Annotated in this window: 11 protein-coding genes; 8 read left to right on the forward strand and 3 right to left on the reverse strand. The window is 69.8% G+C overall.

Annotated features, from left to right (window positions below; genetic code table 11):
* The first annotated feature begins 65 nt into the window (after positions 1-65).
* On the forward strand, positions 66-323 hold the full coding sequence (locus WMF34_RS45475; protein ID WP_437991729.1) for a hypothetical protein: 258 nt from the start codon (positions 66-68) through the stop codon (positions 321-323).
* Here the strand turns inward: WMF34_RS45475 and WMF34_RS45480 are convergent.
* Positions 275-1597, reverse strand: a complete 1323-nt coding sequence (locus tag WMF34_RS45480) for a glycoside hydrolase family 43 protein (protein ID WP_437991730.1) — start codon at positions 1595-1597, stop codon at positions 275-277. The two genes, WMF34_RS45475 and WMF34_RS45480, sit on opposite strands and share 49 nt — an antisense overlap.
* A 411-nt stretch (positions 1598-2008) precedes the next feature.
* On the opposite strand from WMF34_RS45480, the gene WMF34_RS45485 reads away from it, so the two are divergent.
* The 6 genes from WMF34_RS45485 to WMF34_RS45510 all read left to right on the forward strand — a co-directional run bounded on the left by WMF34_RS45485 (position 2009) and on the right by WMF34_RS45510 (position 11919).
* Positions 2009-3757, forward strand: a complete 1749-nt coding sequence (locus tag WMF34_RS45485; RefSeq protein WP_437991731.1) for an Ig-like domain-containing protein — start codon at positions 2009-2011, stop codon at positions 3755-3757.
* Positions 3758-3760: 3 nt separating this feature from the next.
* Positions 3761-6121 carry a PKD domain-containing protein gene (locus tag WMF34_RS45490; protein WP_437991732.1) on the forward strand — a complete coding sequence of 787 codons (2361 nt, stop codon included), beginning with the start codon at positions 3761-3763 and terminating at the stop codon, positions 6119-6121.
* On the forward strand, positions 6118-7527 hold the full coding sequence (locus WMF34_RS45495) for a c-type cytochrome (protein ID WP_437991733.1): 1410 nt from the start codon (positions 6118-6120) through the stop codon (positions 7525-7527). Before WMF34_RS45490 ends, WMF34_RS45495 begins: the two co-directional genes overlap by 4 nt.
* A 473-nt stretch (positions 7528-8000) precedes the next feature.
* Positions 8001-9338, forward strand: coding sequence for a PAS domain-containing protein (locus tag WMF34_RS45500; protein ID WP_437991734.1), 1338 nt, complete (start codon positions 8001-8003; stop codon positions 9336-9338).
* A 194-nt stretch (positions 9339-9532) separates the two neighbouring features.
* Positions 9533-10816, forward strand: coding sequence for a phosphatase domain-containing protein (locus WMF34_RS45505; RefSeq protein ID WP_437991735.1), 1284 nt, complete (start codon positions 9533-9535; stop codon positions 10814-10816).
* A 71-nt stretch (positions 10817-10887) separates the two neighbouring features.
* Entirely contained in the window at positions 10888-11919 is a 1032-nt protein-coding gene (locus tag WMF34_RS45510) for a hypothetical protein (protein ID WP_012241521.1), read from the forward strand.
* Positions 11920-11986: 67 nt separating this feature from the next.
* On the opposite strand, the gene WMF34_RS45515 is transcribed toward WMF34_RS45510, so the two are convergent.
* Both WMF34_RS45515 and WMF34_RS45520 read right to left on the reverse strand, forming a co-directional pair.
* A complete protein-coding gene (locus tag WMF34_RS45515; protein ID WP_437991736.1) occupies positions 11987-13159 on the reverse strand; it encodes an aminotransferase class V-fold PLP-dependent enzyme in 1173 nt (390 codons plus the stop codon).
* Between the two features lie 100 nt (positions 13160-13259).
* Positions 13260-14006 carry a helix-turn-helix transcriptional regulator gene (locus WMF34_RS45520; RefSeq protein WP_437991737.1) on the reverse strand — a complete coding sequence of 249 codons (747 nt, stop codon included), beginning with the start codon at positions 14004-14006 and terminating at the stop codon, positions 13260-13262.
* Between the two features lie 42 nt (positions 14007-14048).
* Here WMF34_RS45520 and WMF34_RS45525 point away from each other — a divergent pair, with 42 nt between their 5' ends.
* Positions 14049-15242, forward strand: a complete 1194-nt coding sequence (locus tag WMF34_RS45525; protein ID WP_012241524.1) for a cytochrome P450 — start codon at positions 14049-14051, stop codon at positions 15240-15242.
* The last annotated feature ends 229 nt before the right edge of the window (positions 15243-15471 follow it).

The following is a 15471-nucleotide window of genomic DNA, read 5'->3' on the forward strand; positions in this document are numbered from 1 at the left end:
TTCATATCAGAGGCGCTCGCGCACGAGAAGTGAGATCGCCGGACGCGTGACCACCTTCGATGCTCATGGAAAGCTCGTGGCCCGTCCACCGTACAGCCACGCTGCACGCGCTGGTGGATAGATACCGCTTCACCTCGCCGGCGGCGTGCTCATCGGCGCAGGGATACGACGGCGACCGCCAGGGCGAGCCCGAGCCCGGTTGCGAGCGGATCCGGCGGCTCGATGCTGGCGACGAGCAGCTGCTCTGGAGTCAGCGCTTCGTGCGCCGCACAAATCACCTGTGTGTCGGGACGATCTTCCGGATCGTCCCGTCGTCGTTGTAGTAGGCGCGATCGACGCACGTGGATCGTCGATAGCTACCGCCGGTCGGCAGCGCGGCGTCGTGGTACGTGAGGTAGCTGGCTCCTTTGAACTCGAAGAGCGACTGGTGAATGGTGCTGCTGTTCGGCACCGGGTCCAGGATGACGCCCCGATGTTGCCACGGCCCCCGCGGCGACGTGCTGGTCGCGTAGGAGATGCTCTCCGGGAACCCCGAAGCGTAGGTCAAGTAATAGAGGCTGCCGTGCTTGGACAGGTAAGGCGCCTCGGTGTAGCCGGGGATGTCCTTGAGCACGTGGATCTGGACGCCGCCGATGCTGCGGTTCTGCATCTTCCCGCTGCCGTCGGTCGTGTAGGTCTCACCCTTCAGGTGGATCATGTCGTCCTCGAGCTCGACCCAGTACAAGACCCCATTTCCCCAGTACATGTAGGCCCGGCCGTCGTCGTCGACGAACACCGTCGGATCGAGGTTTCGCCACGAATGGTCCGCCGTGCCGTTGGTGTCGGCCAGGAAGATGAGCGGGATCCCCCGTGCGTCCTTGAACGGCCCTTCCGGCCTGTCCGCGACCGCGACGCCGATCGAGATCCCATAACTGGACTGGCCGCCCTCCACCGGCGCGTAGAAGTAGAACTTCGGGTTGCCGTTCTCGTCGTCGCGTTCGACCACCTGACCCGCATTGGCGTTGCCCGTCGAGTCGCCGCCGTGAGCCCAGGGGAACACATCGTAGCGCATCACCGCGCCTTTGTTCTCCCAGTGGATCATGTCGGACGATGTCCAGAGCCGCCAGTCGAACATGCGGTAGCCCTCTGCACCCTCGGCCTGCTCGTCATGGCCGGTATAGAGGTAAACCTTGTTGTTCCAGACCATGGCCGCGCCGTCCGCGGTGAAGATGTAGTCTCCGGGACCGCTGGTCGGATCTGGCGCATCGTACTTGATGACGGGGTTGTCGAACTCTGTCGGGGGTGGCGTGCTGCCTGCGCCTCCGCCGCCTTCCGCGCCGTCGCTGCCCCCTGCGCCACCGCTGCCCGTCGCGCCACCGCTGCCCGTCGCGCCGCCGCTGCTCGTCGCGCCGCCGCTACCCACCGTGCCGCTGCTGGCGCCCTCACCGCCGCTGCCGCCTGCGCCGCTGCTGCTCGAGCTGGTGCTGGAGCTCGATGACGACGTTCCTGGGCCAGAGGCCGCGGTGTCCGGCTTCTCCTCCCCGCCGTTACCGCTGCAAGCCCCGAGCCATGCCGAAAGTAGAAGACCAGCAATCAGCTTCGAACGAGCGTAGTCCATATCGAGCACCTACTCCTCAGCCTGTCCAACACGACAACGACAGCGACGGCGAGCACCATCACGCCGAGCTGCACCGTGTGAGGGCCAGTTCCCAGTAAGCAGCAAGAAATGTGAGCGTTCACATTTGCGACGTCAATAGAAACCGGCGCGAGAATGCCCTCGATCCCGAGCAGGGAGCAGCGGCCCACGGAGCTGCCGGATCGCGTCAAAACGAGTGCGGCCGATCGCGCTTGACATCCCAAATGTGAACGTTCACATTGTCCATGGCTTAACCGATTCATTTAGGGGGCGCGTCGCCTGTCGCGCGTTCGCGTGCCCGTGCGTCCGCGCGATCGCGGCGGGCGCCGTCGGCCCCGTGTTCCGGCGGGGTGGCCACCTGTCATGACCCACGCGCCAGAGAAGAGGTCAGGGATGCATTCGAAGAGGATGGGACTACGCTGGTTCGGCTTTCCTTCGTTCGCCGCCCTGCTCGCGGCGTGTTCCGGCGGGGACCTCAGCTCACCGGAAGGAAATGACGGCGGAAGCTCCGGTGACACCACCTCCGTGGTGGCAGGCAGCGGCGGCGCAGCCCCAGCGCCGGCGGCAGGAGCCACGAGCAGCGGCGCCGCGAGCAGCAGCGCCGCGAGCAGCAGCGCCGCGAGCAGCAGCGCCGCGAGCAGCAGCGCGGCGAGCGGCTCGGGTGGAGGCGCCACGACCGGGAGCACCGGCGCGGGCGGAATCGACCCGGACACGATCACCGCGCCGGAGGGCAAGATCCCGAACATGCCCATGCCGGCGAACAAGATCAACTTGCCACGCAACAACTGGCGAGACGGCCTGGTGTCGCCGACGCTCGAGGCGGGCCATCACCAGAACCAGCCGATCGTCATCAACGGCTACGTTCAGGGCGCCGGCAACGCCGAGATCGTCTTCTACGACATCGCCGATCCGAGCAATCCGAAGATGCTCTCGCGCATCCAGAGCCCTGGCTTCGATCCCAAGGCAGGGCCCAACGGCGTCGGCGAGGCGGAGTCCCACCAGACCTCGGTCGCTCGCTACGGCAACAAGTTCTACCAGGTCACCACCGCGGGCAAGGGCGTCGACATCTGGGACGTCACCGACGCCCGCGCGCCTCGTCACGTGAAGCTCGTCGAGCTCCAGGGTATCAAATACGGAGACTTCACCGACGCCGTCTGGGGCATGTACTGGCAGGGCAGCGTCGTCTACATCGGCGGCACCAACACGGGCCTGCACATCCTGGACGCCGCGGACCCCGAAGACGTGAGGTTCGTCAAGAAGATCCCGACCTCGCAGTTCGGCGGCGTGAGCGCCGGTCCGCTGTGGGCCGTCGGCAATACGCTCGTCATCACGACGCCCAAGGACAACGGCGGCATCGCGACGATGGACATCAGCGATCCGATGAACCCGGTCGCGCTCGACTTCATCACCCCGAGCAAGAGCTACATCTGTGGCCTGTACGGCAAGCACGTCTTCGTGCAGTCGCCGCTGCGCGCGTGGGACGTGCTGACCGATCCCACGGACATCGGCTCGGCCAATTCACCCCTTGCCACGCTGCCCGACTCGGCGTTCAGGGCCAAGGGGTACCCCGCTGGGTCCGAGTACATGAGCTTCTCCGACGGCTATATGTTCCTGGGTCACCTGCGGCCCGACGCCGGCGTCTCCAAGATCAACGTGCGCGACATCCAGCGGATGTCGATCGAGAACCGCATCTGGGGCCGGCTCGAGTTCACGAACGGCGACGACCAGTTCTCGATCTCGGTCGGCAGCCTGCTGGTGCTGGCCGACGACGAGCTGCCTTACCGCGGCATGGTCATCGCCGCGCACTCGACGGAGCCGGACACCACGCCCCCGGCGGTCGACACGGTGTTGCCGAAGAACGGGGCGACGGGGCTGTCCAGGAAGTCGCGCATCGGTCTCAGCCTCACCGACAACGTCGAGCTCGCCACGGTTCACCCGGGCAGCTTCATCGTCCGACCGGTGGGCGGGCAGCCGGTGAAGGGCTCGTTCGGCCTGTACATGGGCATCGTCAACTTCGACCCCGACGAGGACCTGATGCCGAACACGACCTACGAGGTCGTCCTGCCGAAGGACGGCGTGAAAGATCTCGTCGGCAACGGGATCGCGGCCGAGTTCAAGTCAACGTTCACGACCGGTCCCTGAGCCATGCGCTCGCTGCGGAGGGTCCTTGGTCTGGCGTTTGGCATCTGCTGGGCGGCGGCCTGGCCGGCCGAGGCGCACGCCGTCACGGCGAGCATCCCCGAGCGCGCGCCCTCGCTCGCCGGCGAGCCGGTCACCTTCGACCTGACGATCGGCGACGCGGTCGGCCCCGTGCAGGTGCGCTGGGACATGGGGGACGAGACGCGCACCGAGTTCATGGTCGACGACGTGCAGCAGGTCCACTCCTACGCCGCTCCCGGCCACTACCCGGTGCTGGTGACGGTCAAAGACGATGTCGGGTTCACCAGCGTCGCGTTCGTGCACACGGTGCACCGGCCGCTCGTCACGGGCGACGCGGCGGGCTCGACCGATCTCGTCTACGACCGGCCGAACGCGAAGGTCTACACGGCCAACTACGAGAACGACAGCGTGAGCGTGGTCGACACGAACGCGCTGACCAAGCTCGCGGAGGTGCCGGTGGCGCGCGGCCCGGTAGGGGTCGCGCTCACGGCGCAAGGCAAGCTGTGGGTGCTGCATCGCGACGCGCACGCGCTCTCCATCATCGACACCACGTCGCTGGCGGTGGAGAGCGAGGTCAGGCTGCCGTACGCGTCGCAGCCGATGGGCCTGGCGATCAGCCCGGCCGGGGACGCCGCGTACGTGACGCTGATGGCGGTCGGCAAGGTGCTGAAGCTGGACGCGGCGAGCGGCGCCGTCGTGGCCGAGCTCTCGCTGGGCGGTACGCCGCGGGGCGTCTCGGTGTCCCACGACGGCGCGCAGATCTACGTCACGCGCTTCCTCTCCGGGGACAGCCACGGCGAGGTGGCGCGCATCGACGCGGCGACCTTCCAGGTGAGCACGCGCTTCGAGCTCGCGGCGGACACCACGACGGAGGACACGGATCAACAAGGGCGCGGCCTGCCAAACTACCTGTTCTCGGTGGGGCTCTCGCCCGACGGCCTGTTCGCGTGGGTGCCGGGCAAGAAGGACAACATCTTTCGAGGTCCATTCCGGGATCAGCTCGCGCTCTCCGACGACAACACGGTGCGGCCGCTCGTCGCGCTGTTGAACGTCGCGGAGGGCGTTGAAGACGTCGCGCGGCGCATCGACCTGGACGATCGCAATCTGCCCAACCAGGTCGTGTTCACGCCGCTCGGCGACTATGCGTTCGTCAGCGTCGCCGGCTCGGCCCTGGTGGAGGTTCGCGACACCTACACGGGCGAATTCGTGACCGCGCTGAAAGAGACGGGCTTCGCTCCGCGCGGCCTGGCGCTGACCGAGACCGACAGGCTGTTCGTGCACGCGTCGCTCAGCCGTACGGTGGCGGTCTACGACGTCGCCGACATCATCAGCTCGCACGACCTCATCACGAAGAAGCTGGCCGACATTCCGACCGTCGCCGCGGAGAAGCTCGACGCGCAGGTCTTGCGCGGCAAGCAGCTGTTCTTCAACTCGGAGGACGTGCGCATGAGCGACCAGGGCTACATCAGCTGCGCGTCGTGCCACTTCGACGGCGCGGATGACGGGCGAGTCTGGGATTTCGGCAGCGTGGGGGAGGGGCTTCGCAACACCGTCTCGCTGCTCGGACGGCGCGGCACGGGCCACGGCAACGTCAACTGGAGCGGCAGCTTCGACGAGATCCAGGACGCCGACGACAACATCCGTGACCTGTTCGGCGGCAAGGGCTTCCTCAGCGCCGAGCAGCTCGCCGTGGGGACCGTCGCCACGCCGCGCGGCGACAAGAAGGCCGGCCTGAGCCCCGAGCTCGACGCGCTGGCGGCGTTCATCGGCTCGCTCGACACGTACCGGCCGAGCCCCTTTCGCAACCCCGACGGCTCGCTCACCCAGGACGGCGTCGCGGGTCGCGCCATCTTCAAGCGCCTGGGTTGCGGCTTCTGCCACACGGGTGCCGACGGGACCGACAGCGCGGGTGGCAAGCTGCACGACGTCGGCACCGTGAAGGCGTCGTCGGGTATGCGCGCCGGTGAGCCGCTGCTCGGCATCGACACGCCGACCTTGAACGGCGTCTGGGAGACGGCGCCGTACCTGCACGACGGCTCCGCGCCGACGCTGCGCGATGTCCTCGTGACGGCCAACCCCGAAGATCGTCACGCCTTCACCAGCGCGCTCAGCGAAGCCGAGCTCGGGCAGCTCATCGCCTACGTGCAGCAGCTGGACGGCACCGTCGACCTGGAGCCGAGCGAGGGGGACGGCGCGGGGGACGGCGCGGGGGAGGAGCCCAGCGAGGAGGGCCTTTTCGGCTGCAGCGTGGCGGGCGGGCGCGGCGACCGCCACGCGCCGCTCCTTTCGTTCGCGCTCGTGGCGGGGTTGATGACGTTCGGCGCCCGCCGAGGGAGGCCCGCGTGAGGCGCTTGCAGAGCCTGTGCCTGGCTTCGCTGCTGCTGGCGGCGTGCGTCGGCGAGATCGGCGGGGGCGCTGCCACGGACGAGGCGACGACCGACTGGGACACGCTGCCGTCCGTGAATGCTCCCGATCCGGAGCTGTCGGACCTACCCAGGCGCGAGGCGCAGTATCGCGCGCTGTGCGCGACGCGGCGGGGCGACAGCTTCTGGCGGGCGGTGTGCGCCACGCCCCGCCCGAACATCACCGATTTCGCCAGCTTGCTCAGCGTCACGAAGCTCGACGAAGATCGCGCCTTCGCGCTCACCGGCAACTCCACCTCGCTCGTGAAGGGCGCCGTCTCCGCCGTCAATCCGCGCCTCATCGTCTTTCCGCGCGTGACCGAGACGCGCGAGAGGCCGGCTGAAATGACCGCGCTCGGCTTCGTTCGCGGCGAGCCCTTCGTCGAGATCGTGAGCCGCGACCTCTCGACCGGTGACTACAATTTCTACCTGTTCACGTTCGAGCGGCAGTGTGATTACGACGGCACCTGCGATCTGGCGAGCCTGCTCACCGAAGAGATAGAGCACGGCTGGACCGCGTTCAGCATTTACAGCGAGGAAGACGTCGAGAACACGTCGTTCGACTGTCGCTCGTGCCACCAGCCCGACGGCTATGGCACGAAGAAGATCTTGCGCATGCAGGAGCTGGAGTTCCCCTGGATGCACTGGTTCCCGCAGCGCTTCGTGCAGCGGACGGAGTCCGATCGGGTGCTCACGGCGCAGTTCCTGGAAGCCCACGCGGAGGACGCGCAGTACGGCGGCATCCCCACCGCGATCATCCAGAATGCCATCGACGAGGGCAGCGGCGCGCAGCTCGAGGCGTTGCTCGTCGCCGAAGGCCAGGCGGCGCAGCCGAACGCGTTCGACCCGCGCATCGAGGCCGAGGCCAAGGCCGGCTCGTCGAGCTCGATCTGGGAGAAGCAGTTCGCCTTGTCGCAGGCGGGTGATTCGATCTCGGTGCCTTACCCGCTCGTGGACGTGACGGATCCCGCGCTCCGCGCGGAGCGGGCCCGGTCCTACCTCGACGTGGTGACGGGCGCGGCCCCGCGACAATCCCTGCTCGATTTGCGCGACCTCTTCTCCGCGGACGCGAAGGTGAAGCTCGGCCTGGTGCCGCCGCCGGGGGCGAGCGGGCGCGCCGTGCTCACGCAGCTCTGCTCGCGCTGTCACGACGGTCGCGGGAACCCGGCGCTGAACCGCGCCAGGTTCAACGTGAAGGACCTGGACGGCATGTCGCGAGAGATGAAGGACAAGGCCATCTTTCGCTTGCAGGAGCCCGCGACCTCGCCGCTGCGCATGCCGCCGTGGCGCGCCGCCGACGCGCTGCCCCCCGCGGAGCTCGCCGCGGCCATCGAGGAGCTGGCCAAGTAGCGCCGTCCGCGTCACCGCCGCGCGCCAGTTTGTGATTGACGCCGCAGATGTGAACGTTCACATATGGCGCTTCAGGACCTGCATTGCCTTGCCCGCCTCGCGCTGGCGTGACGTAACAGAGGGGCATCGTGTACCACGAAAAGAAAGCCGTCAGGCGCTTCCATGTCTTCTGCTTGCCCTCTCTACAAGGACACCGGTGGGAAGCACTACTTCTACGGTGATGATTGCGTGATGTGCACCTCCCCCTGGGTGAATCCCCAGCGCAAGAACTGGGAATGACCTGGCGCTGAGGGAGACGGCACGACCCCATCGACCATCGGAGACGTGCAGCCCCGCGCCCGTCCCGTCGGTTGGTTGAGGAATGTCGCGATTCGCAGTGTCGTAGTGTGCCGGCGTACGGATCTCGCGTACTCTTCGGGGATGTCGACCTTGCCACCCCGGGCGCGCTCCGGATACAGTCCAGCACCTAGCGAATGACAGATGAGGGATTAGGGGAGATCGGGCGGCTCAGGGCAGAGATCGCCGCGCTGCACGCGCGCGTCGAGGAGCTGGAGAGCGCGCTAGCGGAGCGGTCGATCGGCGGCGCGGCCGTGGGAGCAGCGCCGTCCGACGCGGTGAGCGCGGACGCTCACGCCGCCTTTGGCGCGCTCGCGTGGCTGCTCACACCGGCGCCGGCGCTGATCCACTGGCGCCCCGATGGCATGGTGACGCGCTGGAGCGATGGCGCCGAACGTGTCTTCGGCTGGAGCGAGGGCGAGGCCGTCGGCCGCAGGCTCTCCGAGCTCGTGGGCGCAGATCCCGTGTCCCCGGACGCGGTGCGTGCGCTCTTGCTCGACTGGGCGGAGAACCGGTTCGCCTCGGCCACGAGCGAGGGCAGGACGAAAGACGGGCAGGCGCGCCTCTTCCGGTGGACCCACGCGGTGCTGCGCGACGACCGCGGCGGCGCGCGTGAGATCGCGGCGATCGTCGAGGACGCCGGGGACCCGTGGAGCGAGCACGTGCTGGTCGGGCGGCTCCAGCTGCTCCTTCAGCTGCTGGACCACTCGCGCAATTCCATCTTCGTCAAGGACGCAGGCGGGCGCTATGTCTTCGTCAACCGAGCTCACGCCGAGGTCCTCCAGAGGCACGTCTTCGAGGTCATCGGCAAGAATGAAGCCGAGTTGAGCCCCCTGGCCCCCGAGGCCATCGAGGAGGTCGTGGCGAGAGAGCGCGGCGTGATGGCCGGGGGAAAGGCGGTGCAGTACGAAGAGGTCCTGCTGCTCGGCGACACGAGTATTCATTTCTCCACCGTCAAGTTCCCGATCCTCGACGGGCGTGGCGAGACGATCGGCCTCGGCGGCGTCGTCACCAACACCACCTCGCTGAGGCACGCGGAGGCCGAGCGGGCCGCGCTGCAGGAGAAGATCATCGTCGCCCAGCAGGCGGCCCTCCGGGAGCTGTCCACGCCGCTCATCCCGATCGCCGACCGGGTGGTGGCGATGCCGCTCGTGGGGACGATCGACAGCGCGCGCGCAGCGCAGATCATGGAGACGCTGCTGTCCGGCATCAGCAGTCAGAGCGCACACACCGCGATCCTGGACGTCACCGGGGTGCGCGCGGTCGACGCGCACGTCGCCGATGCGCTGACGCGGACCGCGCGCGCCGCCCAGCTGCTCGGCACGCGCGTGGTGCTCACCGGCGTGCGCTCGGAGGTGGCGCAGACGCTGGTCAACCTCGGCGTGGATCTGTCCGGGATCACCACGCTGGGCACCCTGCAAAGCGGCATCGCGCACGCCCTCCGCCAGCCGGGGCACCAGCGGCCAGCGGGCTGAATCCGTCTGAAAGAGCAGGAGCACGGGCCGCCTGGCAGCCGTGTTCTTCGACCGCCGAGCCACGCTGATGCGTTGCGATGCAGGCCTGCCGCGCGGCCGCCGCCGGAGGGGCGGTCGGCGAGGCGCGTGGTCGGTCGGCGTGAGCTGGCCGAGGCTACCAGCGCCCGCCGGATCGGTTACGTTGTCAGGACCCCATGACGATCGACACCTCTCCCGACGCGCCCATCCCGTCGGTGCTGTCGAAGCTCGACGAGATCCGGCAGCGCATGGCCTCCCACACCGATCGGGACGACGAGCGGCGGATCCTGGAGATCCTCGCGGGCTCGACCGCCGTCGAGCTCGATCAGCTGCTCCTCCAGCTCGATCTGCCTGCGTTGCTCGGAGACATCGACGATCGCCTCATCGGTCCCGACAACCGCACGGCGCTGCTCGATCTCCTGACCGCCGAGCGCCTCGGCGACCTCGGGATCCCGGCGCGCGCGGCGCTCGCCTCGGCGCTGCAGCGCGGCCGGACCGGTAGCCTCGACGAGCAGGCGCTGCGCCGCCTCTGGCTCGGCACGCGCGGCGCCGACGTCACGCGGCTCAAGAACGCGCTCGACGGCCGGGGAGGCTACCGCGACCTTCACCAGCTCTTCTACCACGATATCGACGACGACTCCCTGCGCGAGGAGCTCCTCGCGCACTTCGCGCGAGAGGCGGTCTCGGTGTCTGACGCTCTCCCAGGTTCAGATTCAGGTTCAGGTTCCGTCTCGGTGCGCGAGGTGAAGATCCTGTCCGATATCGACGATACGTTCTACGCGAACTGGAAGGATGCTCGGTACCCGAAGAAGACCGTCTATCCCGGCGTCCTGCAGTTCTATGCGGAGCTCGACCGCGGCCCTGGCCCCGTGCCCGGGCGGGCCGGCGATCTGACCTTCGTCACCGCCCGCCCCGGCGACCGCCTCGGCCTCGTGGAGGACGCGACGATCAAGGCGCTCGCCGAGCGCGGTCAGCTCACCGCGACCGTGCTCGCGGGCTCGTTCACCCGCCTCATCGGCAACCGCACGATCGCGGAGAAGAAGCTCGAGAACTTCCTCGAGTACCGCCGGCTGTACCCGGAGTACGATTTCGTCTTCATCGGCGACAGCGGGCAGGGCGATGTCCACTTCGGCCAGCGCATGCTCGAGCTCGCGCCGGGGGCGGTGAAGGCGGTTTTCATTCACGACGTGGTCGCCACGCCCGATCTCGCGCGGAGGGAGCTCGCGGCCTCGGGCGTTCACCTGTTCGATACGTACATCGGCGCCGCGCTCACGGCCCTCGAGCGCGGCCTCCTCGGCCCCGAGGGCGCGGCGCGCGTGGCCGAGGCCGCCACGGCGGCGTTTGCCGCAATCCCGTTCCCGTCACAGGCGGACCAGGAGGCGCGCCGCCTCGAGATGGCGCGCGACGTCGCACGCCTGAACGAGGTGCTGCCGCCTTCGCTGCGGACAGGACAGCCGTGAAGGAGCAGAGGGTATCAGGCTAGCCGCGCCGAGAGCCGCCCGGGCCTCGACATGGTAGACTGACAGGCATCATGGGCGGCGAGGGACGTCTGCTTGCGTGGTTCTTCGAGGCCATGGCGCGCCATCAGCCGGACGACGCGCTCTCGTTCACAGAAGCACAGGCGAACTTCACTTCGGTGCTGAAGGGCCTCATCGCAGTGGAGCGCGGCGGCGGGATGGTGTTCGGGTGGGTGCTCTCCGGCGAGCACGCCGATGCGCTCGTGCGCGCCGCGCTCCCGGCGCTCACGGACGCGGCGCTGGCCTGGCGCGCGTACTTCGAGCGACGTTATGGCGCGCGCGGGCGCCAGGAGGTCGCCCGCATCGCCGCCGCGCTCCGCTACACGTCGTTCCTCGACCGCGGCCCCCTCCGCGCCGACGCGGGCGTCGACGAGGCGCTCGCGGGGCTCATCGACGCCTGCCTCGACCCGCGCCGCGCCGCGGATGAGCCGGGCGCGGCGCCCGCGGACGACCGGCTCGGCGACACGCTCCGTGGCGCCATCGCGCGGCGCGACGCGTCCTCGCCGTGCGCCGGTCGCTCCGTTGCGGTGAAGACCCCGTCTCCGGAGCGCCTCCTCGACGTGGCCGAGGTCGAGGCGCGCCACGGGGCATTCCACCCGCAAATCGAGGCGCTCTACGCCGCCATCGACGGCCTGGCGCTCCTTGATTCGGCCTCTCCGCCGTCTCGGGTGCCGTGGCCCGCCGCTCTCCCGCCGGGGGCGCTCGTCCTCGTGTCGCCGCTCGCGTGGGCGAGCGCCGTCCGCAAATCGAGCTCGTCGAGCGCGATGGGCGAGATGCAGCTCCTCGTGCTTGCCCGGCTTCCAGAGCGCATGCTGCCCAGGGAGTCCGAGCGCGGCGTCGAGTTCACCGTGAACCTGTATCTCGCGTTCCGCGTCGGAACGGCGGAGATCTACCTGACGGACGAGGCCTATGGCTCCCCTCCGCTCTTGCTCGCGCGCGATGTGGTGACCTTCTTTCGCGCGATCCGCGGCGCGGCCCCGCGGCTGGAGGGCGTCCTCGCGGCCCTGGCGGAGGCGCTCGGCGGCGGCGCGCCGCGCGCTGGCTGATCGCGGGCCGCGTCGCCCTCGCGGAGGCCGCGCAAAGACCAGACGCAGCCCCGAGCCTCCCCGTCGCTCAGGCCGCGGCGAGCGCGGCGACGAAGCGGTCGATCTCGGATTCGTCGTTGTAATAGTGGACCGAGGCGCGCACCAGATCGGGAATCCCGCGATCCTCGAAGTCGAGCAGCGTCCCGGCGGCGGTCGATACGCTGACGTGGATCGCCCGCGCGGCGAGCCGCTCCTTGATGGCCGTGGCGTCCTCGCCGGCCCGGGTGAAGGTCACGATGCCGCAGCGCTGCTCGCCGAGGTCGCGCACGGTGACCCCGGGGATCTCGGAGAGCCGCGCGCGCAGGCGCTCGGCCAGCGCACCCACCCGGTCGCGGATCGCCGGCAGGCCCAGCCGGAGCGCATACTCCGCGGCCGCGCCGAGCCCGAGCCGGCCGGCGACATAGCTCTCCCAGTTCTCGAACCGCCGGGCGTCGGGCCGCAGCTCGTAACGATCCGGCGCGGTCCAGCGCGCCGCGTGGAGATCGAGGAACGGCGGCTCCAGCCGGTCGAGCAACGCGCGCCGGACATAGAGAAAGCCGGTGCCGCGCGGCCCGCGCAGGTACTTGCGCCCGGTCGCCGACAGGAGATCGCAGCCGATGGCCTCGACGTCGATCGGCAGCTGCCCCACCGACTGGCAGGCATCGAGCAGGAAGGGCACGCCCGCCGACCGGGCGCGGCGGCCGATCTCCTCCGCCGGGTTGACCAGCCCGCCGTTCGTGGGGACGTGGGTGATGGCGATCAGCTTGACCCGCTCGTCGAGCAGGCGATCGAGCGCGGGCAGCGACACCGCGCCGCGCTCGTCGCTCGGGATGGGGACGATCTCCGCGCCGGTGCGCCGCGCGACCTGCAGGAACGCGATGTAGTTCGAGGCGTACTCGGTCCGCGCGGTCAGGATGCGATCGCCAGGGCCGAAGCGGAGGGAGTAGAACGCCATGTCCCAGGCGCGCGTGGCGTTCTCGACGAGCGCGATCTCGCCGGGCGCCGCGCCGATCAGCCGGGCGATCGCGCCGTAGACCGCCTCGAGCCGCTCGCCCGCCTCCGCCTCGGCCTCGTAGCCGCCGACGGTCGCCTCGCGGCGCAGGTGCTCGACCACCGTGTCGACCACCACGGCCGGAGGCAGCGAGGAACCCGCGTTGTTGAAGTGAAGGACGCTGGCGCAGGCCGGGGTGTCGCGGCGCAGCGCGGCGATATCCATCGTCATGACGTCGTCTCCTCGAGAGGCCGACACGCTGCCGGCTGGGCAGCTCCACGTCAATCGCGGCGGCCGCCGGCGGCAGCTCGCCGGCGCGGCGCGGTGAGGGCTATTTCATGAGCCCGTCGCGCAGCTCGCTCGGGGAATAGCCGAGCATGCGGCGACAGGTCCGCGAGAAGTGCGCCAGATCGGCGAACCCCGCGGTGTGGGCGGCGCTCGTCGCGTCGAGGCGCGCGAACGCCAGGAGCGCCGTGAGCAGCCGGCGCCAGAGCTGGAAGGTGCGGATGGGCAGCCCCACGTCGCGCACGAACAGCGCCTGCAGGTGCGCCTCGGAGACCCCGGCGCGCGAGACCGCGAGGCGCCGGTCCGCCGCCGGATCGCGCAGCGCCTCCAGGACGCGGGCGATCCGCCCGTCCAGGGCGCGGCGCGGCGACTCCCTCGCGAGCCAGCCCGCGATCTCGCGCGCGAGGCCGCCGAGCACGTCGGGGCGCGACAGGGACGCGCGGTGCGCCGTCACGGCGCCTTCGAGGCGCGAGAGGAGCCGGCCTTCGAGCGGACAGGGGCCGCCGCGCAGGCGCGCGTAACCCGCCACGTGCGGCATCGCCTCGGGGTCGTACAGGAACCCGAGCGTCGGCCCGGGGCTCGCGGCGGCGTGCCACAAGTCGGGGGGCACCACGACCGCGCGCCCGCGCACGACCGCGCCGCCCGGCTCGGTCACGGTCACCTCGCGCTCGAGCCCCACCAGGATCGCCGCGCCGTGCTCGGCGTGGAGGGTCGACCCCATCGCCGTCGAGGCGCGCACCGCGAAGGCGTCCGCGAGCACGGCGCTGATCCGGGATTCGTTCAAGCGGCCCACGTCGCCTGATCCTACCTTGGCCACCGCTGGAGGTGGTGAGTGATGAACCTGTTCTCGGAAGAGATGCGCCGAAACCCTTACCCCGCGTACGACCAGCTCCGGAGCCGCACGCCCGTGCTCCATTACCCGCCGTCCGACTCGTGGCTGATCTTCGATCACGACGGCGTGAAGCGGGCGCTCCACGATCACGACGCGTTCAGCTCGGTCGTGTCGCCGCCGGGCACCAGGACCGCCGAGTGGCTCATCTTCTCGGACCCTCCGCGCCACACCAAGCTGCGCGCCCTCATCACACGGGCCTTCACCCCGCGCGCCGTCGCGGGGCTCGAGCCGCGCATCCGCCGGCTGTCGCGCGAGCTCCTGGACCGGACGATCGAGAGCGGCCAGATGGACGTCGCCGAGGACTACGCGGTCCCGCTCCCCCTCCTGGTGATCGCCGAGATGCTCGGCGCCCCGGCGGCGGACCAGCCGCATTTCAAGCGCTGGAGCGACGCGATCCTGGACCTCAGCCATACCGTCTCCGGCAGCGAGGAGGCGGCCCGGGCGCTCGACGCGTTCACCGCGGTGACGGCCGAGATGCAGGCCTACCTGAGAGGCCTCGTCGAGCAGCGGCGCGCGGCGCCGGAGGATGACCTCCTGACCAGGCTCGTCGAGGCCGAGGTGGACGGAGAGCGGTTGAACGAGGACGAGATCCTGGGCTTCTTCCAGCTCCTCCTCGTGGCCGGCCACGAGACGACGACGAACCTGATCGGCAATGCGATGCTGTGTTTCCTCGAGAACCCGGACGAGCTCGCCCGCCTCCGGGCTGCGCCCGAGCTGCTGCCCTCCGCGATCGAGGAGGTCCTGCGCTACCGGTCGCCAGTCCAGGCGATGTTCCGCGTGACGAGGCGCGATGTCCCGATGCACGGCCAGGTGATCCCGGCCGGCAAGGCGGTGCTGGCGATGATCGGCTCAGCCAACCGAGATTCGCAGCAATTCCGCGACCCTGATCGCTTCGACATCGCGCGCGATCCCAACCCGCACATCGCGTTCGGGCACGGCATTCATTTCTGTATCGGGGCGCCGCTCTCGCGCCTCGAAGCCAGGGTAGCGCTGGCGGATCTCGTCGCGCGGCTCGGCGGCCTCGAGCGCGCGAGCGACGCGCCGTGGGAGCCGCGCCGGGCGATCCACGTGCACGGCCCGGCCCGCCTGCCGATCCGCTTCGCGCCGGGGCCGCGCCTCGGCGGTGCCCCGGGCTGATGCCTGCCGGCCTGATGCCCGCCGGCCTCACCCGCTCCGCAGTGCGTTCCGGCGAGCGCAGCCGCCGTACAGCGATAGACGCCTGAATCCGCCGCGTCGCCGAGCTCACGCGGGCGCGCCGCGCGCGGCTCGGACGCCGGCGATGCGGGACAGCTGTGGCGCCATCGCCGAGCCTCGCGCCGGTGGCACCACCATTGCTGAATGTGATGGCGCTGATGGCGCCGGCGCC

The organism is Sorangium sp. So ce145 (genome assembly GCF_051525985.1).
GTDB lineage: Bacteria > Myxococcota_A > Polyangia > Polyangiales > Polyangiaceae > Sorangium > Sorangium cellulosum_B.

What these genes read in the sequence shown, in the direction of transcription:
- WMF34_RS45475 (WP_437991729.1), top strand. Translation starts at nt 66, where the DNA reads ATGGAAAGCTCGTGGCCCGTCCACCGTACAGCCACGCTGCACGCGCTG.
- WMF34_RS45480 (WP_437991730.1), bottom strand. Translation starts at nt 1,597, where the DNA reads ATGGACTACGCTCGTTCGAAGCTGATTGCTGGTCTTCTACTTTCGGCA.
- WMF34_RS45485 (WP_437991731.1), top strand. Translation starts at nt 2,009, where the DNA reads ATGCATTCGAAGAGGATGGGACTACGCTGGTTCGGCTTTCCTTCGTTC.
- WMF34_RS45490 (WP_437991732.1), top strand. Translation starts at nt 3,761, where the DNA reads ATGCGCTCGCTGCGGAGGGTCCTTGGTCTGGCGTTTGGCATCTGCTGG.
- WMF34_RS45500 (WP_437991734.1), top strand. Translation starts at nt 8,001, where the DNA reads ATGACAGATGAGGGATTAGGGGAGATCGGGCGGCTCAGGGCAGAGATC.
- WMF34_RS45505 (WP_437991735.1), top strand. Translation starts at nt 9,533, where the DNA reads ATGACGATCGACACCTCTCCCGACGCGCCCATCCCGTCGGTGCTGTCG.
- WMF34_RS45510 (WP_012241521.1), top strand. Translation starts at nt 10,888, where the DNA reads ATGGGCGGCGAGGGACGTCTGCTTGCGTGGTTCTTCGAGGCCATGGCG.
- WMF34_RS45515 (WP_437991736.1), bottom strand. Translation starts at nt 13,159, where the DNA reads ATGACGATGGATATCGCCGCGCTGCGCCGCGACACCCCGGCCTGCGCC.
- WMF34_RS45525 (WP_012241524.1), top strand. Translation starts at nt 14,049, where the DNA reads ATGAACCTGTTCTCGGAAGAGATGCGCCGAAACCCTTACCCCGCGTAC.